Origin of the sequence: Hymenobacter lapidiphilus (assembly GCF_013377885.1) — a bacterium.
Taxonomy (GTDB): Bacteria; Bacteroidota; Bacteroidia; order Cytophagales; family Hymenobacteraceae; genus Hymenobacter; species Hymenobacter lapidiphilus.
Map to the genome: position 1 here is coordinate 1 of NZ_JABKAU010000013.1, position 19,855 is coordinate 19,855.

Consider the following 19,855-nt stretch of genomic DNA (forward strand, 5'->3'; position numbering starts at 1 on the left):
TTCGGACTTACCGGCGGGGCTTTTCTATTCTCAATCATGTTGCCGCGTTGGGCAGGCTTCTGGGCTGGTTAGGCCGACTGTTGCGCTTCGGCCAAAGCCGGGTAGTCGGTGTAGCCTACGTGGAAACCCTCGGGGGCCGGGGCGTAGTAGGTCGCCTGGTCCCCTTCGGCCAGCTCGGCCCCGGCTTCCATACGCTCGGGCAGGTCGGGGTTGCTGATGAAGGGGCGGCCAAATGCCACGAGGTCGGCACGGCCTTTCTGCAGCTCTTCCTGGGCCTTGGCGGCGGTGTACTCGCTGCTCAGAATGAACGTGTTGGTGAAGGCGCGGCGCATAATCCCCACGGTATCGGCCGATGCGGCCGGGGCCTTGATGGTTTCGGGGTTGATGAGGTGCAGGTACACCAGGTTGCGGCGCTGCAGCTCGGTGGCCAGGTACTCGTAGAAGTCGTTGACACCCTCGTAGGCGCCCATATCGTTGAACGTGCCCCAGGGCGAGAGCCGGATGCCGGTACGCTCGGCCCCGATGGCGGCTATCGTGGCGTCGGCCACTTCCAGCACGAAACGGGCGCGGTTTTCGGGCGAGCCGCCGTACTCATCGGTGCGCTGGTTGGTGTTGGGGTTGAGGAACTGCTCCAGCAGGTAGCCGTTGGCCGCATGCAGCTCCACACCATCGAAACCAGCCTCTACGGCCAGTTTAGCGGCCTTGGCGAAGTCTTGGATTACCTGCTTTACCTCGGCCGTCGTTAGGGCACGGGGCTCGGGATGGGGCTGCATCTGCTGCTGGTCGGTCCACATTTCGCCGCCGGCCTTCACGGCCGAAGGAGCTACTACTTCTGCGCCTTCGGGTAGGTTGAGGCTATGAGCAATGCGTCCGCAGTGCATAAACTGCACAAAAATGCGGCCCTCACGGGCGTGTACCGCGTCGGTAACCAGCTTCCAACCGGCCACCTGCGCATCGTTGAACAAGCCCGGAATGCGGGCGTAGCCCAGACCGTCGGCATTCGGAGCCGTGCCTTCGACAATGATGAGGCCGGCCGAAGCACGTTGCGCATAGTACTCGGCTACCAGCGGGCCGGGCACATTGCCCAATGAGCGGGCGCGCGTCATGGGAGCCATTACTACTTTATTGCGGAGGGTAATCGGGCCGAGCTGGGCGGACGAAAAGAGTGAGTCAGACATTGGATTCAAAATGATGTAGATACATTGGTTGGTCCTTAAGCGTATCTGCCCGCAAAAGGTTTGCTATCCTGATAAAAAAACCTGTCGGCGAGCCATAAAAAAAACCTCCGCCCCAAATGGAGCGAAGGTTTTAGCGGTGCATTTTCTGTTTAGAGACCAGAAGTTATTCGAGCCGAAATACGAAGAACAGGCAACGAAAAACGAGGCTAAACGGCCTGGAAGCGCTTATTCACCTCGTCCCAATTGATGAGGTTGTAGAAAGCGGCTACGTAGTCGGGGCGCTTGTTCTGGTACTTGAGGTAGTAGGCGTGCTCCCACACATCGAGGCCCAGCACGGGGGTGCCTTTGCAGCCGGCGTCGGGCATGAGCGGGTTGTCCTGGTTGGGCGTCGAGCAGATGCTAACCGAGCCATCGGCCTGCTTGCAGAGCCAGGCCCAGCCCGAGCCAAAGCGCGTGCCGGCGGCCTTCGTGAATTCTTCCTTGAACTTCTCGTAGCTACCAAACGACTTGGTAATGGCCTCGGCCACGGCACCGGTAGGCTCGCCGCCGCCTTTGGGGCTCAGCACCTGCCAAAACATGGAGTGGTTCCAGTGGCCGCCGCCGTTGTTGCGCACGGCTGTGGGGGCGGCGGCAATGTTGTGCATCAAATCATCAAGGCTCTTACCTTCCATGTCAGTGCCGGTAATGGCATTGTTGAGGTTGGTAACGTAGGCCTGGTGGTGCTTGCCGTGGTGAATTTGCATGGTTTGCGCATCAATGTGCGGCTCCAGTGCGTCGGGGGCGTAGGGTAGGGCGGGCAGTTCGAAAGCCATAATAGAAAGGGTTGAAAGTGTGAGTTTCGTGTGGAGTAGTTGGCAGTGAGAGGTAAGAGAATTGTCATTCTGAGCAGCGCGAAGAATCTCGCGTGCAATGGTAACTTCCGATAGCAGAATTACTCTGGCACGCGAGATTCTTCGCGCTGCTCAGAATGACAGTTGGTGTACTCAATACTACACCTATACAACCCCGGCACGAGGGCCAGGGTTACGGTAGCGGGCTAAAAGTAGCCTATTTCCGCTTCTGAGCGAAAAATTCCCGCATCAGCTCCTCGCTCTCGGCAGCCAAAATGCCGCTTACCGCTTCGGCCTTGGGGTGCAGTAGCCGGCCATGGCGGCGGTAGCCAAACTTGGGCTCGGGGGCCCCGAATACTACCCGCCGCACCTGGGCCCAAGCGCTGGCCCCGGCGCACATCACGCAGGGCTCCACGGTTACGTATAGCGTGCATTCCTGCAGGTATTTGTTGCCCAAATGATTGGCCGCGGCCGTCAGGGCCAGCATTTCGGCGTGGGCCGTTACGTCCTGCAGTCTTTCGGTCTGGTTGTAGGCGCGGGCGATAATTCGGTTATCCAGCACCACCACGGCCCCAATCGGAATTTCATCCTCGGCCAGTGCATAACGCGCCTGCTTCAGCGCCTCCCGCATATACTGCTCGTCGGAATGCAGAGAAAGGGTCATAAAGTTGGGTTTCGGTGATTCAGGAACGGAGTAGGGGCGGGGCTTACTTCATCACAATGCTCTCCATAGCGGCCTGGGCGACGGGCTGCCACTTGGCCTGCTCGTTGGCGGGCGCGTCGAAGGTGAAGACGTACAGCTGCTCGCCTTCGATGGCGTACTGCACCAGCTGGTACTTGCGGATAGCAGCCAGGTTGCCACCACCACGGCGGTTATCGGCCACCGTCGAAACGAACTCCAGCACCACAAAGTCGCGCTTGTTAATGGTGTGGATGTCTTCGCGCAGAAACTGCACCTTGCCATACATGTTCTGGATGCTGGCCTTGTAAATTTTGAGCAGCATGCCGTAGTCGCGGTTGCTGAAGTTGGTGGGCTTCTGGCTGACACTCAGGCCCACCTGGCCGTTGGGGCTGGCAAAAACGGCGAGCGGGCGGCGCTGGGCCGGGTATTTGGCGGCAATACCCTCGTCGGGCAAGGGTGCGAAACCGTCGGGCACGCCCATCGTCAGGTTTTTGGCAACGGTGGTTTTCTTGAGGCCGGGGCCCGCAAAGGCCAGCAAGCCAAACAGCAGTCCCAGCAACGGCACGAAGCGGAAAAAACGCGAAACAGAATTCATAGCAGAAGAAAGAATGAGGCTGGCCCAACCGGGCCCACCAGAAAAGCAAAGCTCCGAAGCCCAAACGACTTCGGAGCCCTAAACAGTTGCCCGGCCCGTCGAAAAGCACGGGCCACCCAAGCAGTTAGCGCCGCTTTTTGCGGGCTACGGGTGCGGCAGGATACTTTACCATCACCTTTTTCCAGTACACGTAATTGCCCGTTTTAGCCTCTACCAAGTAGCTGCCAGCCGGAATCCGACCCAAATCCACGGGCGCGCCGGTGTTGTTCTGCGGGTCGAGCGCGGTGGCATAGATGGCCTGCTTCTTATAGTTGGTTACCGTGAGCGTGCCGGGCTGCGTGAACTGCTGGGTAAAGCTGAGCATGATGCTCTTGCCGCCCGAAGCCGGGAAAATGTCAATGCCCGACAGCGTTTCCACCCGCCGGATTGGCCCGTCGAGCACGAGCGGCTCCACATCGGTTTTGGTCTTTGCCTCGGTGCCGTTGGCGGCCTTGGTTTTCGTCTTGATTTTGGTTGGCGCCGTCTGGGCCTGCACGGTGGAAAAGGTGAGCAGCGAAGCGGCGAAGGCGAGTAGAAATGGGCGTTGCATGGCAGAGAGAATCAGGAGCAGAAGTTGAACTGCCGGGGCTAATACAGAAGTCAGGCCAAGTTTGAGCAAAGGACGCGGATGGTAAAAAGAACGTCATGCTGAGTGAAGCCGAAGCATCGCTACTGTTTCGTTGCGATGCCACCCGCTTCGTTGGATTACCCTTGCAGTAGAGCTGCTTCGACTGCGGCTGCGCCTTCGCTCAGCATGACGTCCCTTCACCAACCACTATCAGCCGCTTACTTTCCTTTCACCACTACGGCCTTTACGTTGTCATCCGGGGTGCGGTCGATGAGCAGGTTGTAGGGGTCGATGCCGGCTTTTTCGGGCTTCGAGGGTACGATGACGCTCAGGCGGGTGATGCCGTTTTTAAAACGACGCTTCTGGCGGTACAGGGGCACATCCTGCCACTGGCCGTTTACTTTCGTGCGGCCCAGTACGGCCACGTCAATCAGGTCGTTGAGGCGTTTGGCGGGTGTTTCGTTGCCGGCGCTGTCGGCGTAAATTTTCTTCGCGCTCAGTACCATGTTCACGCGGTAGCGGCCGTCGGGTAGCTTGGTGGCCGTTACCGAGTCGGCCTTGTTCTCATACAGGGCAATGCGCTCGAACATATCGGTGAGCAGGTACTGCAGCGAGTCGGGCGTGGCCTGGCGCAGGTCGCGCAGCAGGTCGAGCGAGGTGGTGTAAGGCGGCTGCTGGAACTTCACTTCCTTCAGATACTGGCTCAGGGCCTGGTTCACCTTGTCTTCGCCGAGGTAGTTGACCAGCGCGTACATCACCACCGAGCCCTTGCGGTAATGGATGTACTGCTGGTTTTCGACGCGGTAGAGCGGCTGCTCGGCAATGCGCTCGGTGGCCCGGCCGCTCAGGTAAGAGTCGAGCTCGTACTTGAGGAACTTGCGCATCCGCTCGGGGCCGTACTTCTGCTTCATCACCATCAGAGCCGAGTACTGCGAAAGGGTTTCCGACATCATCGTGCTGCCCTGCGCCGCCGCCCCAATTACCTGGTGGGCCCACCACTGGTGCGCCACCTCGTGGGCCGTCACGTAGTAGGGGTAGTCCACGTCCTTGGGGTCGGTGGTGTCGACTTTGGCAATGAAACCGATGTTTTCGGAGAACGGAATGGTGTTCGGGAACGCCTGGGCGAAGGCCGAATAGCCCGGAAACTCGATGATGCGCAGTTGCCGATGCTGGTAGGGTCCGAAGTTTTTGGTGTAGTAGCTCAGCGCGTCCTGCACGCCGCGCACCATGCGGCCCAGGTTGTACTCGTGGCCCGGCTGGTAGTAAATCGTGATGTCGACGCCCTCCCACTTGGCCTTGCGCTCGGCGTAGCGCGCCGACTGGAACGAGTAGAAGTTGAGAATCGGGGCGTCCATGGCGTAGCGGAAGTAGCGGCGGCCATTTTCGGTCCACTCCTTCTGCAGATAGCCGGGAGCCAGGGCCAGCTGGTCGGGCACGGTGCTCACGGTGGCGGCAAAGCGCACCCAGTCGGCATCGGCAGCAATGTAGGTATTGTTGCGGGCCGTGGTGTCTTCGAGGCGGGCCATGCGCAGCTTGGGCTTCAGGCCGAACTTCTTGCGGGCGCTGGGCTCGCTCAGCTCGGCGTTTTCGCTGTAGCCGATGTGGGGCATGTTGCCGTTGTTGACGAACGTGCCGTTGGCCACGATGCCGGTGCGGCCGGTGCGCTGCTCGAAGCCGGGCGCATCAAAATACAGGTCGAAATCCAGGGCCAGCGAGTCGCCGGGAGCCAGGGGCTGGGGTAGGCGCTGTACGTAGAAACCCATGACCGAGTCGGCCAGCACGGTGGTGGCGCCGGCGCCGGTGCCGAGCTGCAGCTTCCGAATCTTCACTTGTTCGTTCGAGGGCAGGTTGAGTACCACCGTATCGAGGGGCTGGGCCGTTTTATTGCGCAGCCAGTACTGGCCCCGCACCCGCGACTCCTGCCGGTTCGGGAACAAATCCACGTTCACATCCACGGCCACGATGCGGGGCTGGGGCGTGCGCCGGAAGCGGCCGTAGTTCTTTTCGTAATCAACGGTAAGCTGCTGCCGGGCCTTGCTGCCACGGAAGGTATTGAGCACGTTGGTGTTGTAGAAAATCCAGGCACCCACGGCCACGAAGCCCAGTAGGGCCACGGCCAGCGCCGCCCGGGCCGGACCCGAAAAGCGGCGGCCGGCCAGGTGCTGGCGGGTGCGCCAGTCGGTTTCGGTGCCACGCACCCACAGCAGGTTGGCCCCCACAGCCAGCGCCACGGCCAGCAGCCCCCAGTACAGCTTAAACCACAGGTAGGGCCCCACAAAATGGCCAAAACCGTTCATGTCGGAGTAGCTGATGCCGGAGTCGCCACCGTAAGTCAGCAGGTTGTGCTCCAGGCCCAGCTGCCCGGCAAAGAGCGTGAACACGAAGTAGAGCACCATCACAAAGTGGCCCAGGTACTTGTTGTTGACGACCACCTGCACCACCACGGCCAACACCACCAGCAGCCAGTAATCCACCAGTTTCAGGCCAAACAGCCAGCGCAGGTACAGCCCTATTTCGAGGTTGAAGTACCCGGAAGCCACCTGCACCACGATACCAAACACCATGACAACGAGCAGCAGCACCGCCGGCACCAGCAGCAGGGCCGTGAGCTTGCTGGCAAACGGCACCCAGTTCGGTATCGGTAGCGCGTCGTGGAGCTGGTTTAGGCGGGCGTCACGCTCCTTCCACACCAGCTCGCCGGCGTAAAACGTAACGATGGCCAGCACGAACAGCGAGAACGAGCCCGACAGAATCTCAATCACCTGGGCCGTAATCGGGAAGGTGGTCGTGTCGTAAATCTTACCAATCTGCAACGCTGCCGCCAGCAAAAAAGCCAGACCGGCCACCACAATGGCAATAAAGTAGGGGCTGCGCAGCACGTCGCGCAGGCTCAGCCAGGTAAGGCGCAGGTACTGGTTGAAGTATTGAGCAAAGCCAAAATGCTGGTCGACGGCGGGCAGCGCCACCGCCACCGGGGCCGGGGCTACCACGCCCAGCGCCGTTTTTGTGGTGGTACGTCGTGGAGCGGCGCTGCCTGTGGCGCCCTGCTCGAAACGGAAACGCAGGTAGCAGAAGCCCACCAGCAGCAGGCCCACGCCCATCCAGAGCAGTCGGTTGAGACCCAGCAGCCCGGTGGGCCAGATGAGGCGCACGTTCTTCTCTACGGGCGTCCAGTACTTGGTCAGCAGCTGGGTAGCGCCGCTGCCCAGTGGGTCGAGCAGCGAGGCAACGGTTTGGTTGTCGAGGTCGGAGAGCTGGGCTTGGGCGGCAATGTATAGCACCAGAAACACGATGCTACCCACATAGGTGCTCAGCGCTTGGCGCGTAAGGGTGGCCAGCGCGAAGAAGATAGCGCCCGTCAGCAGCACGTTGGGCAGCACGAAGGTCAGGTAGGGAACCAGGTAGTAGCTGAGGTGGAACTCGCCCAGCCGGTCGGCCGGAATGCCCGGAAACAGCGCCCCGATCAACTGGCCCAGCGCAATGCCGCCCATCATCAGCAGCGTAATCACCAGCGTACCAAAAAACCGCCCGCCCAAATAGCCCCATTTGCTGATGGGCGCGGTGTACAGCAACGGGTGCATCTGCGAGTCAAAGTCGCGCAGCACGGCCGGCCCGAACATGGCCGAAACCAGCAGAATGCCGGGCAGCAGCGTGAGGGCATTGGTGAGGCCGTTGATGGTAAAGGGCGAGTTCAGATGCACCTTGCCGCTGCCCACTACCGCCGTCAGGCTCTCAAAAAAGCCACCGGTCACCAGTGTAAACAGCAGCGCCAGCGCCAGCAGAATGCCGAAATAAATGTAGGTAGCCGGCCGCCGCAGCCGGTACCAGATTTCAAACTTGAATATCTGTAGAAACATCTTTTGAGAAGCTAGGAGTTAGAAGGGAGGGAGAAGAACGACGTAGGGGCGGGGCTTGTCCCCGCCCGCCATTCGTGCCGTTGAACGGACTCGTTGAAATGGCACGCACGGCGGGCGGGGACAAGCCCCGCCCCTACGTCGTTCTTATGCATCCACTACCGCCGTCTGCTCCGCCTGGGCAATGCGGGCGAAATACACGTCTTCCAGCGTGGGCTCCACCGAATCGTAGTCGGAGCCGGGCTGAGTGGGGGCCACCACGTGCACGATGGTGCGGCCGGCAAACAGCCGGGTCGAAATAACCTGCTGCTCCAGCAGCAGCGCGGGCAGTTGCTCCTTGTCTACTTCGCGGCGCCAAACCTGGCCGCGCAACTCCTGCATCACTAGTAGCGGGTCGCCGGTCAGCAGCACCTGGCCCTTGTTGATGATGGCCATGTTGCGGCACAAATCACTCACGTCGCTCACGATGTGGGTGCTCAGAATCACGATGATGTTCTCGCCGATTTCGGCCAGCAGGTTGTGGAAACGGTTACGCTCGGCTGGGTCGAGGCCGGCCGTGGGCTCATCCACGATAATCAGGCGCGGGTTGCCCAACAGCGCCTGGGCAATCCCGAAGCGCTGCTTCATGCCGCCCGAGTAACCGCCTAGGTTCTTTTTGCGCACGTCGTAGAGGTTGGTGCGCTGCAGCAGGCCCGCTACCACGTCGCGCCGCTGCTTGCTGTCGGAGATGCCCTTGAGCACCGCGAAATGGTCGAGCAGCTGCTCGGCCGAAATCTTGGGGTACACGCCGAACTCCTGGGGCAGGTAGCCCAGCACCCGCCGCACGCCGTCCTTGTCGCGCAGCACGTCCAAATCGCCCAGCATAATGCTGCCGCTGTCGGCTTCCTGCAGCGTGGCAATGGTGCGCATCAAACTCGATTTGCCGGCGCCGTTGGGGCCCAGCAGTCCGAACATGCCGGTCGGAATGGTTAGGTTGACGTCGCGCAGGGCTTGGGTGCCGTTGGCGTAGGTTTTGGAGAGGTGCTCGATACGTAATTCCATGGAAAGAGAAGGAAGAAGGATAACAGGCAGATGATTAGCTGCTTTAAGCGGTTGCCAAAAGGGTGCTCAACAAACATAGAAAAACCTGCATAAGCAACCGGTGCTTTTCAACGAACCGGCCCTGGCAGGGGGCTAACGGGCCGACGAAGGGTGTATCGTCGGTTCATCATTAGTATTACATGGGAAAACCAATCTAGTATCTTCGCCAAAAATTAGATTTATGCTCCGGACCCACACCTGCGGCGAACTGCGCCCCGAACACATTGGCCAAACTGTTACGCTTTGCGGCTGGGTACAGCGTACCCGCGACAAAGGCGGCATTCTGTGGGTTGATTTGCGCGACCGGTACGGCATCACCCAGCTGGCTCTCGAAGAAGGCGTGGAAACGGCCGAGGTGCGCGAACAAGCCCGCCAATTGGGCCGCGAGTTCGTCATCTGCGTGACCGGTCCCGTGGTCGAGCGGCACTCCCAAAACGACAAAATGCCCACCGGCGGCATCGAAATCCGGGTGGAGAAACTCGACGTGCTCAACCCCGCCAAGCTGCCGCCCTTCCTGATTGAGGACGACACCGACGGCGGCGACGACCTGCGGATGAAGTACCGCTACCTCGATTTGCGCCGCAACCCGGTCCGCCAGAACCTGATGCTGCGCCACCGCGTGGCCCAGGCCACCCGCCGCTTCCTCGACGGCCAGGAGTTCATCGAAGTCGAAACGCCGGTGCTTATTAAGAGCACGCCCGAAGGCGCCCGCGACTTCGTGGTGCCCTCGCGCATGAACCCCGGCGAGTTCTACGCCCTGCCCCAGAGCCCTCAAACGTTCAAGCAGCTGCTGATGGTGTCGGGCTTCGACCGCTACTTCCAGATCGTGAAGTGCTTCCGCGACGAAGACCTGCGCGCCGACCGCCAGCCTGAATTCACCCAGATCGACTGCGAAATGTCGTTCGTCGAGCAGGAGGATATCCTCAGCACCTTCGAAGGTTTGGTGCAGTACCTGTTCCGGGAGGTGAAGAACCTGGAAATCGGTACCCTGCCCCGCATGACCTACGCCGACGCCATGCGCTTCTACGGCAACGACAAGCCCGATACGCGCTTCGAAATGAAGTTTGTGGAGCTGAACGACATAGCCAAGGGCCACAACTTCCCGGTCTTCGAGGCCGCCGAGCTGGTAGTGGGCATCTGCGCCACGGGCGCCGCCAGCTACACCCGCAAGCAACTCGACGAGCTGACCGAGTACGTGAAGCGCCCCCAGATTGGCGCCACCGGCCTTGTGTACGCCCGCGTAGAAGCCGACGGCAACGTGAAGTCGTCGGTGGACAAGTTCTACGACCAAGACGCCCTGCAACAGTGGAAAGCCGCCTTCAACGCCCAGCCCGGCGACCTGCTGCTGGTGCTGGCCGGCCCGGCCGACAAAACCCGCAAGGCCCTCTCGGAACTGCGCCTGGAAATGGGCCAGCGCCTCGGTCTGCGCGACAAGAACAGCTTCTCGGCCCTGTGGGTGGTTGATTTCCCGCTGCTCGAATACCTGGAGGAGGAGGGCCGCTACTTCGCCATGCACCACCCCTTCACCTCGCCCAAACCCGAGGATATGGCCCTGCTCGACAACCCCGACACCATCGGCCAGGCCCGTGCCAACGCCTACGACATGGTAATTAACGGCGTGGAAGTAGGCGGCGGCTCCATCCGCATCCACGACCGCGCTGTTCAGGCCCGCATGTTTAGCCTGCTCGGCTTCTCGGACGAGGAAGCCAAAGCCCAGTTCGGTTTCCTGCTCGATGCCTTCGAGTACGGCGCCCCGCCCCACGGCGGCATCGCCTTCGGCTTCGACCGCCTCTGCAGCCTCTTCGGCGGCGCCGACTCCATCCGCGACTTTATCGCTTTTCCCAAAAACAACTCCGGCCGCGACGTGATGATTGACTCACCCTCGCAGATTTCGGGTGCCCAGCTCAAGGAGCTGAGCATCAAAACGGACGTAGCAGCTGGGAAGTAGACTGAATGTAGTGGAACCGTACAAATACGAATTTCATTATTCGCGCAGCTCCATTTTCGCTGATCTGGTGCTTGGAGCATTTGTGCTTTTCATTGGTATCGTCTTATGCTTTTGGTCAAAGATTTGGGTGGGTGTTCTTTGCGTACTAGTTGGTGGTTTTGGGGTGTGGCGCGTGATATTACGTGGTCTGGCCAGCGGCCCTCAATTGAAGATCGGCCAACAGGGACTCTGGACAGTAAGCACAGGTGCCCTGAAATGGTCGGAGGCAATTGTGAAGATTGAGCATGAGTTAACCTCTAAGGGGATGAGTATAGCCTATGTAGTTCTTCGAAAACGAAAAATGCAAAACCAGGAACTCGCCCGATTTCGCGTAGATGATTTAGATGTAGATCCCAAGTCATTACCATTTCACATTCGAGAATGCATGCGCAAATAAGCCACCACGGCGGCCTCCGAGGAATCAGGGGCCGCCGTGGTGGTTAGAGTTGCTTTCTCCCGTATATTCACACTATGCCTTTCCGCCTCGACCGCACCGCCTTCCACGCCGGCACCCACGAAGAAAACGCCCGCTACCACGCCCAAAACCAGCCCGCCACGATGGAGGATCGGCTGCGGACGGCGGCTTATCTCAATAGCGTGGCTTACGGTTACGACCTCAACAATCCACCCCGATTAGACCGCACGGCCTTTGCCACGCGCAAACACAACGGCTGAAATGGGAAACCTATTTAACGTTGACTTTCAAGACTTCCTGCGGGCGTTGTGGGCGGCTGAAGTGAAGTATGTGTTGGTCGGAGGATATTCGGTTATCCTGCATGGCTACAGTCGCACTACCGGCGACCTAGATATTTGGGTGGAGCGGTCGGCCGACAACTATGGGCGGTTGGCGAGGGCTTTTCAGCAATTCGGAATGCCGACTTTCGACATGACAAGCCACAACTTTCTGGATAATCCGGCAATGGATGTTTTCACGTTTGGCCGGCCGCCGGTGGCCATCGATATCATCACAAAGCTGAAGGGATTGGCTTTTGATGACGCTTACGCAACTGCTATTGTCAAGGAAGTTGAGGACGTTACTGTGCGCCTGATTCAGTATCAGCAGTTGCTGGAAGCTAAAAAGGCCGCTGGCCGCCCGCGTGATCAGAACGATATTGAGAATCTTGAGCAGCGTAAGAAGTAGATTATGCCTTGAACTTAACCATCGTTTAATACCTAAAGCCCTCCAAAAGCGTGTCGCGCCGTTAATTCAGCCGAATCAACAGGGGTTTGGCGGAGCTTTCGATAACCGTGGCCACCGAGTCAAGTACCTGCGGATTCAGCGTTGGGCATCCCTCACTCTGGATAGGACGCTGGCCGGTAGGCTGAGCGTTGACGCCAGCCCACGAGTGCAGCACTGCGGCCCGTTTGCGCAGGTTTCGGGTGGAGGAATCCAGCCTGTAGAGGCGGAAGGCCCTGCCGAATCGACCGTGGTACTTCTCCCCGATTCGGGTCAGCCCGCGCGAGCTGCAGTTGGAATTGAGTTCGTTGGAGTGGCGTACCTGTCCCAACGCATCGGTCAGCCCGTTTAACGCCAGCCCACGATGCACTACCCGTCCCTGCTCGGTCAAGCAAGAAGAAGCGGTACTGCGTATCAGCACGCGTCAGGTCGACGTAACAGGCCAGCCGCTGATTGTAGGCGCCGCCGGCCGCTTTTACATCGGCCCGTAGCTGTCGTATATAGGTGCTGATGGGCGGAGCCGTTGCCGATGATGCAGTGCTGGCAGGCTGGGTCTGGCAGGTACTCAGTAGTAAGGCAAAGAGGGAGGGTAATCGAACATCAGTTAAAATAACGAAGCTGTTTAGGAAGTCGAAAGAACGTCATGCTGAGCCTGCCGAAGCATCTCTACCGATTCGTTGAACGACTGTACCAAAGCGGTAGAGATGCTTCGGCAGGCTCAGCATGACGTTCTGATTGATTTCAAGTGCTTCTTGAGCAGCTTCTTAGTCAAAAGAAAACGCCCCTACCGGCTGGCAGGGGCGTTTCGCATTTAGGCGAAGGCAATTGGGCTACAGCACCCCGGCAATCAGGCCCGGCAGTACGCCCAGCAGTACCGTCAGCAAAGCCAGCACCAGTAGCGCGCCCGATTGGAAAGTGGTAACCGGCACGGGAATGGCCGAATCGGCGTCATCTGCGTCGCGCATGTACATGGAAATGATGGGGCGCAGGTAGTAGTAGATGCTCACCATCGACATCAGCAGGGCGAAAATTACAAGGCCGATGTAGCCGTTTTCGACGGCGGCCATGAACACGAAGAACTTGCCGAAGAAGCCGCCCGTGAGCGGAATACCGGCCAGGCTCAGCATGGAAACCGTGAGGGAGAAGGCCAGCAGCGGATTGGTTTTGGCCAGGCCGTTGAAGCCGGCGTAATCCTCGCGGTGGCGGGCATCAGCCACCAGTTTCAGCACCCCGAAAGCGGATACGGTAGCCAGCGAGTAAGCCAGCGAATAGAACAGAATACCATTGGCCGAAGCACCTTCGAGGGCACCGTTGAAAGCTACCAATGCAACGAGCAGGTAGCCGGCGTGCGAGATGCTGGAGTAGGCCAGCATGCGCTTGACGCTGGTTTGGGCTACCGCGCCCACGTTGCCCACGAGCAGCGTGAGCACGCACATGGCCGTGAGCGTGGGCAACCACACGCCCTGGGCCGTAGCGGCTGGAAACACCTGTACCAGCAGTTTCAGGAAGGCGGCAAAACCGGCGGTTTTTACCACCGTGCTCATAAAGGCCGTGAAGAAGGTAGGCGTACCCTCGTACACGTCGGGCGTCCAGAAGTGGAAGGGCGCGGCGCCTACTTTAAAGCCGATGCCGAGCAGCATCAGCAGCATGCCGATGTAGAGCATGGGCCGCAGCGACTCGTTCACCGGGTTCTGCACCGCAAAGCTGATGCTGCTGAGTTCGAACGTGCCCGTAGCGCCGTACACCAGTGCCATACCGAATAGCAGGACGCCAGTGAAGAAAGCACCCATCAGGAAGTACTTCAGGGCCGCTTCATTCGAGCGCAGGTTGCGCTTATCGGAGCCGGCCAGCACGTACATGGCCACGCTCAGGATTTCAATGCCCAGAAACAGCATGAGCAGGTGGTTGTAGCTGGCCAGCATAATGGCACCCACCAACGAAAACAGTAGCAGCGAGTAATACTCGGCCAGGTTGGCTTCCTCATCGAGCACGTAGCGCTGCGAGAAGGGCACGAGCACCAGCGCCGTGAGCAGCACGATGCCAGTAAAGGCCACCGAGAAGTTGTCAACGATGAGCATGCCGCTGAAGAACGACTGCGGCCCCTGGTTCCAGTCGAGGAAGTTCACCGTCAGCACCAGGCCCAGGATGAGCATCATCACGGGCAGCAGCAGCCGGTTGGAGCGGCGGAAACCCAGGAACAGGTTGCCCAGGCCCAGCGCAGAAAGCAGAATAATTGAATTCATGTTCGTTGCAATGTAGCGCGAAGCTCCTGCTTCGCGTATCGTTGGATTCGTCGAACAACTGGCCACGGACGAAACCTGCCGGGCCGTTCAACGAAACGCGAAGCGGAAGCTTCGCGCTACGGGTCAGCGGATTATCGTTTCACTACCTGCCCCAGAATACTCATTATGCTGCCTTCCGACAGGTGCAGGAAGGTGTTGGGGAACATACCAATCCAGAACACCAGCACGATAAGCGGCACCAATACCGCCAACTCAGCGCCGGTGAGGTCGGTGAAAGTGGCCGAGTGAGCAGAATCGGGGCCGAGCATGACGCGCTGGAACATACGGAGCAGGTACACGGCACTAAGGATAATGGTGATACCGGCCACGGCACCCAGCCAGGCATTGTACTCATACACGCCGGCCAGCAGCAGGAACTCGCCTACAAAACCGTTGGTGAGCGGCAGCGCTACGGTACCCAGCAGCAAAATCAGGAAGCATACCGTGAGCACTGGCGCCTGGCGGGTGAGGCCGCCCAGCTCGGCGATGTTGCGGGTGCCGGTGCGGCGCTCAATGGCGTCGGCAATGAAGAACAGGCCTACTACGTTGATGCCATGGGCCAGCATCTGGATGCTGGCGCCCTGCATGCCGAGCTGGGTGAGCGAGAAGACGCCGGCAATCATCAGGCCCACGTGCGAGAGCGAGGAGTAGGCGATGAGCCGCTTTACGTCCTGCTGGCGGATGGCGATGATGGCGCCGTAGATGATGCCGATGACGGCCAGGATGAGCACCAGGTTCTGCCAGTAATCGACGCCCAGGGGCACGACGGGCAGCAGCCAGCGCATGCAGCCGTAGATGCCCATTTTCAGCATGATGCCGGCCAGCAGCATACTGGCCGGGGCGGGCGACTCGGTGTAGGTGTCGGGCTGCCAGGTGTGGAAGGGGAACAAGGGCATTTTCACGGCGAAGGCCGCGAAAATCAGCCAGAACACCCACAGCTGGGTTTCGGCGGGCAGGTTGAGGTTGTAGAACGCGCTGAGTGAGGCATTGTGGACTGAAAGGCCGTCAACCGTCGGGCCGGTCTGGAAGTACAGGTATACGAAGCCGGCCAGCATGAACAGCGAGCCGATGATGGTGTAGAGGAAGAACTTGAACGTGACGCGTACGCGCTCGGCCCCGCCCCATACGCCGGCCAGGAAGTAAATCGGAATCAGGGCCACTTCCCACATGAAGTAGAACAGGAAGGCATCCTGGGCCGTGAACACGCCAATCAGGCCGGTTTGCATGAACAGCACCAGCGCGTAGAACACCGACTCGTTCTCGAAGTTGCGGCGGAACGCGCTGAGCAGGATAATGGGCACCAGCAGCGTGGTAAGTAGCACCAGCAGCAGGCTCAGCCCATCCATGCCTACATGGAAGTTGATGCCGGCCGAGGCAATCCAGCTATAGTTGAACTCGAACTTGGGGCTTATGTCGCCACCGCGGGCGAGGTTGACCCCGGAGAAACCGGCCGCGTACAGCGCCAGCGCAAATTCGAGAAGGGCCGCGCCCAGCGCCGCCACCCGCGCCGACTTCCCCTTGAAGAAGTGCAGAAGCAGGGCGGCCGTCACGGGCCAGAGTAGTAGAAGGACAGTCAGCATGCTTTACTGTGAGGGTGCGGTGTCAGGAGTTTATTTATATAAATAATTACTCCTCGTTGTTCTGGATATTCTCTAACTCTTCCTCTAATTCATCAATTCTGTTCTTTAACTTGATATTCTCTTGTACTAATTGATATTTTTCGTAATCACCAATTACATTTATTTCGAGTAGTTGCTTTACAGCATTTGAAATACCGTCTATTCTTATACCAGATGCTTTGCTGTTGTAAATCAGTAAACCATTAGAGTCTGATAAAGAGGTATAGATATTATCTGCGCTATAAGAATCAGATGAGCCATTACCTCTTAATACCTTAGCAATATATAATTTGCTAGGACCTACCTCTGCATGCTCTTTTTTAGAGCTGTTCTGATGAAATACATATTTGTATTTCTTGTTCTTGTAAGTTACTCCAAAAGCAGTATTATTTAAGTCTTCCCAAGATTCTACTACAGCAAATAATCCTTTGGCTCGAGTAGCATCTTCAAGAGTAGCATATTCCCTGTTGGTACCTGTGAAATCAATCGAATAAAATCTTTGGGCTGGTTGCATATAACTTCTGTTTATCTAAAATTTCCCGAAGTTCAGCGCCATAACCAGCACGATGGCCACGACCATCAGTAGCAAGTAGGTTTCTACGGAGCCAGTTTGCACGTTGCGCAGCAGCTGCCCGCTGCCCATGGTCACGCGGCCGAAACCGTTGACGATGGGGTCGATAATGCCGTTTTCGACGAAGCGGTAAAGGCCGCGGGAGAGCCACATGATGGGGCGCACCAGCAGGGCGTTGTACAGCTCGTCGATGTAGTACTTGTGGTACACCAAGTTGTCGAGGAAACCGCGGGGCGCGCCTTCTTCGGCTGGGCGCACGCCGCGGCTCACGTACATAACATAGGCGACAATGATACCCAGCACGCCCGCACCCACAGATAAGGCTATTAGCATGAGCTCGATGCTGTGGTCAACGGCTAGTTCGAAGGCAGCCGGGTTAATCTTCTGCGAGTAGGTGAACAGCGGCGCGAGGTAGTTGGACAGGTAGGCGTTTTCCTCGCCCAGGAAGAAGGGGGCATTCATAAAACCACCCACGGCTGCCAGAATGGCCAGCACGATGAGCGGCAGCGTCATGGAAGCGGGCGACTCGTGCAGGTGCTGGCGCTGCTGCTCGGTGCCGCGGAACTCGCCGAAGAACGTGAGAAACAGCAGCCGGAACATGTAGAAGGCCGTCAGGAAGGCCGTAACCAGACCCACGCCGTAGAGCAGCTTGCTGTGCTGGAAAGTGTGGAGCAGAATTTCATCCTTGGAGAAGAAACCCGCGAAGGGCGGGATGCCGGAAATGGCCAGACAGCCCACCAGGAAGGTAATGAACGTAATGGGCAGCGCCTTGCGCAAACCGCCCATGCGGCGCATGTCCTGCTCATTGCTCATGGCATGAATCACGGAGCCCGCGCCCAGGAACATCAGGGCTTTGAAGAACGCGTGGGTGAGCACGTGGAACAGGGAGGTGCTATAGCCCATCACGCCCAGCGCCAGGAACATGTAGCCCAACTGCGAAACGGTGGAGTAAGCCAGCACCTTCTTTATATCGTTCTGCGCCAGTCCGATGGTGGCCGCGAACAGGGCCGTGGCCGCGCCGATGATGGCAATGACCTCCAGGGTATCGGGGGCCAGGGTGAAGAGCACGTTGGCTCGCAGAATCATGTAGATGCCCGCCGTTACCATGGTAGCGGCGTGGATGAGGGCCGAAACGGGCGTAGGGCCGGCCATGGCGTCGGGCAGCCAGGTGTAGAGCGGCAGCTGTGCCGATTTACCGGTGGCTCCCACGAACAGCAGCAGCGTAATTACAGTCACCACTTCCGGACCGTAGGCGCCGAACTGGCCGAGCGAAGCCTTCTGGAACACCTCGGCAAACTGCACCGACTCGAAGGTGAGGTAAATTAAGAAGATGCCGAGCAGGAAGCCCAGGTCGCCGACGCGGTTGATGATGAAGGCCTTTTTGGCGGCGTTGTTGTAGGCGGTGTTCTTGTTCCAGAAGCCGATGAGCAGGTAGGAGCACAGCCCCACGCCTTCCCAGCCGATGAACAGAATCAGGAAGTTGGAGCCCAGCACCAGCACCAGCATCGAGAACACGAACAGGTTCAGGAAGCTGAAAAACTTGCCCACGTTCTCGTCGTGGGCCATGTAGCCGATGCTGTACACGTGAATCAGGAAGCCTACGCCGGTTACAAGAAGCAGCATAATCAGGCTCAGCTGGTCAATCTGGTAGCTGAACGGAATCTGCATCGTGCCCACCGAAATCCAGTCGAACAGCTGGACGGTGTAGGCCCGGTGAGCCGTGGTGCCATCCATCACCCAGTTAGCTGCCGGATGTGTGAAGTCCCAGAACAGAAACGCCGAAATGGCGAACGAGCCCAGCACGGCGGCCGAGCTGATCAGGCCGGCAACGGTGGCTGAAAGCTTGCGGTTGAGCAGGCCATTAATCAGGAATCCCAGAAACGGCAGCAGCGGAATCAGCACGTACAGGAAGGTCGAGTACGGGGCGCCGGCGGCAGGAATAACGGTTTCTTGCATGGTATGAGATCAGCTGACCCCTTTCCATCCTTTTGCCTCCGGGGTAGGGACTCTATACATCTGGCTAGCTAATAACCGGAAGCAGAGCCCCGCATCCAAAGAGCAGGGGTTGGGAGGGATTAGAACTTAAGTCGGTTCAACAGATTAACGTCGGTGCTCTGGATGTTTCGGTAGATCATCACGATGATGGCCAGGCCCACGGCCACTTCGGCAGCGGCCACGGCCATGATGAAGAACACGAATACCTGCCCGTTGGGGTCGGAGCGGAAGGCCGAAAAGGCCACCAGCAGCACATTCACGGCATTGAGCATCAGCTCGACACTCATAAAGATGATGATGGCGTTGCGCCGGGTAAGTACGCCGAGCACGCCAATGCTGAAAAGTGCGGTGGCAAAGAAGACGTAGTACTGGAGGGGAACCGTCTGGATAACCTGCGGTATGTTCTGGTCCATGCGGGGGGGCTAACGGCAAGCAAAGGCCCCAGCGGCGGGCCGACCGGGGCAATGGAGGGCAAAGGTATCCTGAAAATCGGAAAAGGCCACTGTTTGGGCGGTTTGTTTAGGTCGTCGTACCCTTTGTTGTGCGCCACAGCAGCGGCAGGCCGGTCAGGAACGCCAGCGTATCGGCCGGAGCCTGCCCGAGTGGCCGGCCGTGGGGCTGCCGGCGTACTGGTGCTTATGGCACGAAACTGTATCTTCGGGCCTCTCTTTCCTGTTTTCTTTTCCTATGAGCATTACTATTGGCAGCCTGGCCGAGCTGCAGCAGCACGAGGGCCAGGAGCTGGGCATTACGCCCTGGCACACCATCACCCAGGAGCAGATCAACCAGTTTGCCGCTGCCACCCTCGACTTCCAGTGGATTCATACCGACCCCACGCGGGCCGCGGCCGAGTCGCCCTTCGGTGGTACCATTGCCCACGGCTACCTCACGCTGTCGCTGCTGCCCTACTTCTGGAACCAGCTGGTGCAGGTCGAGAACCTGAAGATGCAGGTGAACTACGAAATCAGTGAATTCCGCTTCAACCAAGCCGTGCTCGTGAACACGCCCGTACGTTTGCACGCCACGCTGCTGGCCGTAAAGGATTTGCGCGGTATTGCCAAAGCCAACATCGGCGTGAAAATGGAAATCGAAGGCATCAAGAAGCCCGCTTACACTGGCGTCATCACCTTCCTCTACCACTTCGAGTAAGGTTGAGGAATGTCAGCTTAGTCACATAAAAGCAGCAGCGGCACCTGAGGAGTCAGGTGCCGCTGCTGCTTTATTCTGGAATGGAGCCTTGCCTCCAATCCGCTACCGTGACGTGATTGTTCCAGCTGAAACAACCAGTCTGAAAATGGATTTTCTGCTCTAGCCAGTAAAGGCCCTCGGCCCCTTCATAAACGCCACCCAATGACAAGATTTGGCCAGATGTAGTGGCGGTAAATGTATTTTGGGCTA

18 protein-coding genes are annotated in these 19,855 nt (G+C 58.7%); 5 read left to right on the forward strand and 13 right to left on the reverse strand.

Features of this window, described 5'->3' with window-relative positions; translation table 11 throughout:
• Positions 1-68: 68 nt before the first annotated feature.
• From HW554_RS08765 to HW554_RS08795, 7 genes are all read right to left on the reverse strand, one after another.
• Positions 69-1,178: an alkene reductase gene (locus HW554_RS08765; protein WP_176908211.1), complete on the reverse strand. Its 1,110-nt coding sequence runs from the start codon at positions 1,176-1,178 to the stop codon at positions 69-71.
• A gap of 206 nt (positions 1,179-1,384) precedes the next feature.
• Positions 1,385-1,990 (reverse strand): superoxide dismutase, encoded by a 606-nt coding sequence (locus HW554_RS08770; RefSeq protein WP_218134664.1) that lies wholly within the window; start codon positions 1,988-1,990, stop codon positions 1,385-1,387.
• 235 nt (positions 1,991-2,225) lie between these two features.
• Positions 2,226-2,672 (reverse strand): nucleoside deaminase, encoded by a 447-nt coding sequence (locus HW554_RS08775; RefSeq protein WP_176908212.1) that lies wholly within the window; start codon positions 2,670-2,672, stop codon positions 2,226-2,228.
• 43 nt (positions 2,673-2,715) lie between these two features.
• Entirely contained in the window at positions 2,716-3,285 is a 570-nt protein-coding gene (locus tag HW554_RS08780; RefSeq protein ID WP_176908213.1) for a hypothetical protein, read from the reverse strand.
• 124 nt (positions 3,286-3,409) lie between these two features.
• Entirely contained in the window at positions 3,410-3,874 is a 465-nt protein-coding gene (locus tag HW554_RS08785; RefSeq protein ID WP_176908214.1) for a hypothetical protein, read from the reverse strand.
• A 236-nt stretch (positions 3,875-4,110) separates the two neighbouring features.
• Positions 4,111-7,749 (reverse strand): ABC transporter permease/M1 family aminopeptidase, encoded by a 3,639-nt coding sequence (locus HW554_RS08790; protein WP_176908215.1) that lies wholly within the window; start codon positions 7,747-7,749, stop codon positions 4,111-4,113.
• A 144-nt stretch (positions 7,750-7,893) separates the two neighbouring features.
• A complete protein-coding gene (locus HW554_RS08795; RefSeq protein WP_176908216.1) occupies positions 7,894-8,787 on the reverse strand; it encodes an ABC transporter ATP-binding protein in 894 nt (297 codons plus the stop codon).
• A 220-nt stretch (positions 8,788-9,007) separates the two neighbouring features.
• Between HW554_RS08795 and aspS the strand changes: the two genes are divergently transcribed.
• The 4 genes from aspS to HW554_RS08815 all read left to right on the forward strand — a co-directional run bounded on the left by aspS (position 9,008) and on the right by HW554_RS08815 (position 11,954).
• On the forward strand, positions 9,008-10,774 hold the full coding sequence (aspS, locus tag HW554_RS08800) for an aspartate--tRNA ligase (RefSeq protein WP_176908217.1): 1,767 nt from the start codon (positions 9,008-9,010) through the stop codon (positions 10,772-10,774).
• Positions 10,775-10,784: 10 nt separating this feature from the next.
• On the forward strand, positions 10,785-11,210 hold the full coding sequence (locus HW554_RS08805) for a hypothetical protein (protein WP_176908218.1): 426 nt from the start codon (positions 10,785-10,787) through the stop codon (positions 11,208-11,210).
• Positions 11,211-11,284: 74 nt separating this feature from the next.
• Positions 11,285-11,488, forward strand: a complete 204-nt coding sequence (locus tag HW554_RS08810; protein ID WP_176908219.1) for a hypothetical protein — start codon at positions 11,285-11,287, stop codon at positions 11,486-11,488.
• Between the two features lies 1 nt (position 11,489).
• Positions 11,490-11,954, forward strand: a complete 465-nt coding sequence (locus HW554_RS08815) for a hypothetical protein (protein WP_176908220.1) — start codon at positions 11,490-11,492, stop codon at positions 11,952-11,954.
• 61 nt (positions 11,955-12,015) lie between these two features.
• Here the strand turns inward: HW554_RS08815 and HW554_RS08820 are convergent, their stop codons facing one another.
• From HW554_RS08820 to nuoK, 6 genes are all read right to left on the reverse strand, one after another.
• The gene (locus tag HW554_RS08820; RefSeq protein WP_176908221.1) at positions 12,016-12,381 is read right to left on the reverse strand and encodes a murein L,D-transpeptidase catalytic domain-containing protein; all 366 of its coding nucleotides are present in this window, start codon (positions 12,379-12,381) and stop codon (positions 12,016-12,018) included.
• 439 nt (positions 12,382-12,820) lie between these two features.
• Positions 12,821-14,233, reverse strand: a complete 1,413-nt coding sequence (locus HW554_RS08825; RefSeq protein WP_176908222.1) for an NADH-quinone oxidoreductase subunit N — start codon at positions 14,231-14,233, stop codon at positions 12,821-12,823.
• A gap of 131 nt (positions 14,234-14,364) precedes the next feature.
• Entirely contained in the window at positions 14,365-15,852 is a 1,488-nt protein-coding gene (locus tag HW554_RS08830; protein WP_176908223.1) for a complex I subunit 4 family protein, read from the reverse strand.
• A 46-nt stretch (positions 15,853-15,898) separates the two neighbouring features.
• Positions 15,899-16,405: a hypothetical protein gene (locus tag HW554_RS08835; RefSeq protein ID WP_176908224.1), complete on the reverse strand. Its 507-nt coding sequence runs from the start codon at positions 16,403-16,405 to the stop codon at positions 15,899-15,901.
• Between the two features lie 15 nt (positions 16,406-16,420).
• Positions 16,421-18,418, reverse strand: coding sequence for an NADH-quinone oxidoreductase subunit L (gene nuoL, locus HW554_RS08840; protein WP_176908225.1), 1,998 nt, complete (start codon positions 18,416-18,418; stop codon positions 16,421-16,423).
• A 119-nt stretch (positions 18,419-18,537) separates the two neighbouring features.
• Positions 18,538-18,870 (reverse strand): NADH-quinone oxidoreductase subunit NuoK, encoded by a 333-nt coding sequence (gene nuoK / locus HW554_RS08845; protein ID WP_116940767.1) that lies wholly within the window; start codon positions 18,868-18,870, stop codon positions 18,538-18,540.
• 274 nt (positions 18,871-19,144) lie between these two features.
• Between nuoK and HW554_RS08850 the strand changes: the two genes are divergently transcribed.
• Positions 19,145-19,606 carry a MaoC family dehydratase gene (locus tag HW554_RS08850; protein ID WP_116940768.1) on the forward strand — a complete coding sequence of 154 codons (462 nt, stop codon included), beginning with the start codon at positions 19,145-19,147 and terminating at the stop codon, positions 19,604-19,606.
• The last annotated feature ends 249 nt before the right edge of the window (positions 19,607-19,855 follow it).

Coding starts and splice junctions, on each gene's coding strand:
- HW554_RS08765 (WP_176908211.1), bottom strand. CDS start 1,178: ATGTCTGACTCACTCTTTTCGTCCGCCCAGCTCGGCCCGATTACCCTC.
- HW554_RS08770 (WP_218134664.1), bottom strand. CDS start 1,990: ATGGCTTTCGAACTGCCCGCCCTACCCTACGCCCCCGACGCACTGGAG.
- HW554_RS08775 (WP_176908212.1), bottom strand. CDS start 2,672: ATGACCCTTTCTCTGCATTCCGACGAGCAGTATATGCGGGAGGCGCTG.
- HW554_RS08780 (WP_176908213.1), bottom strand. CDS start 3,285: ATGAATTCTGTTTCGCGTTTTTTCCGCTTCGTGCCGTTGCTGGGACTG.
- HW554_RS08785 (WP_176908214.1), bottom strand. CDS start 3,874: ATGCAACGCCCATTTCTACTCGCCTTCGCCGCTTCGCTGCTCACCTTT.
- HW554_RS08790 (WP_176908215.1), bottom strand. CDS start 7,749: ATGTTTCTACAGATATTCAAGTTTGAAATCTGGTACCGGCTGCGGCGG.
- HW554_RS08795 (WP_176908216.1), bottom strand. CDS start 8,787: ATGGAATTACGTATCGAGCACCTCTCCAAAACCTACGCCAACGGCACC.
- aspS (WP_176908217.1), top strand. CDS start 9,008: ATGCTCCGGACCCACACCTGCGGCGAACTGCGCCCCGAACACATTGGC.
- HW554_RS08810 (WP_176908219.1), top strand. CDS start 11,285: ATGCCTTTCCGCCTCGACCGCACCGCCTTCCACGCCGGCACCCACGAA.
- HW554_RS08815 (WP_176908220.1), top strand. CDS start 11,490: ATGGGAAACCTATTTAACGTTGACTTTCAAGACTTCCTGCGGGCGTTG.
- HW554_RS08825 (WP_176908222.1), bottom strand. CDS start 14,233: ATGAATTCAATTATTCTGCTTTCTGCGCTGGGCCTGGGCAACCTGTTC.
- HW554_RS08830 (WP_176908223.1), bottom strand. CDS start 15,852: ATGCTGACTGTCCTTCTACTACTCTGGCCCGTGACGGCCGCCCTGCTT.
- HW554_RS08835 (WP_176908224.1), bottom strand. CDS start 16,405: ATGCAACCAGCCCAAAGATTTTATTCGATTGATTTCACAGGTACCAAC.
- nuoL (WP_176908225.1), bottom strand. CDS start 18,418: ATGCAAGAAACCGTTATTCCTGCCGCCGGCGCCCCGTACTCGACCTTC.
- nuoK (WP_116940767.1), bottom strand. CDS start 18,870: ATGGACCAGAACATACCGCAGGTTATCCAGACGGTTCCCCTCCAGTAC.
- HW554_RS08850 (WP_116940768.1), top strand. CDS start 19,145: ATGAGCATTACTATTGGCAGCCTGGCCGAGCTGCAGCAGCACGAGGGC.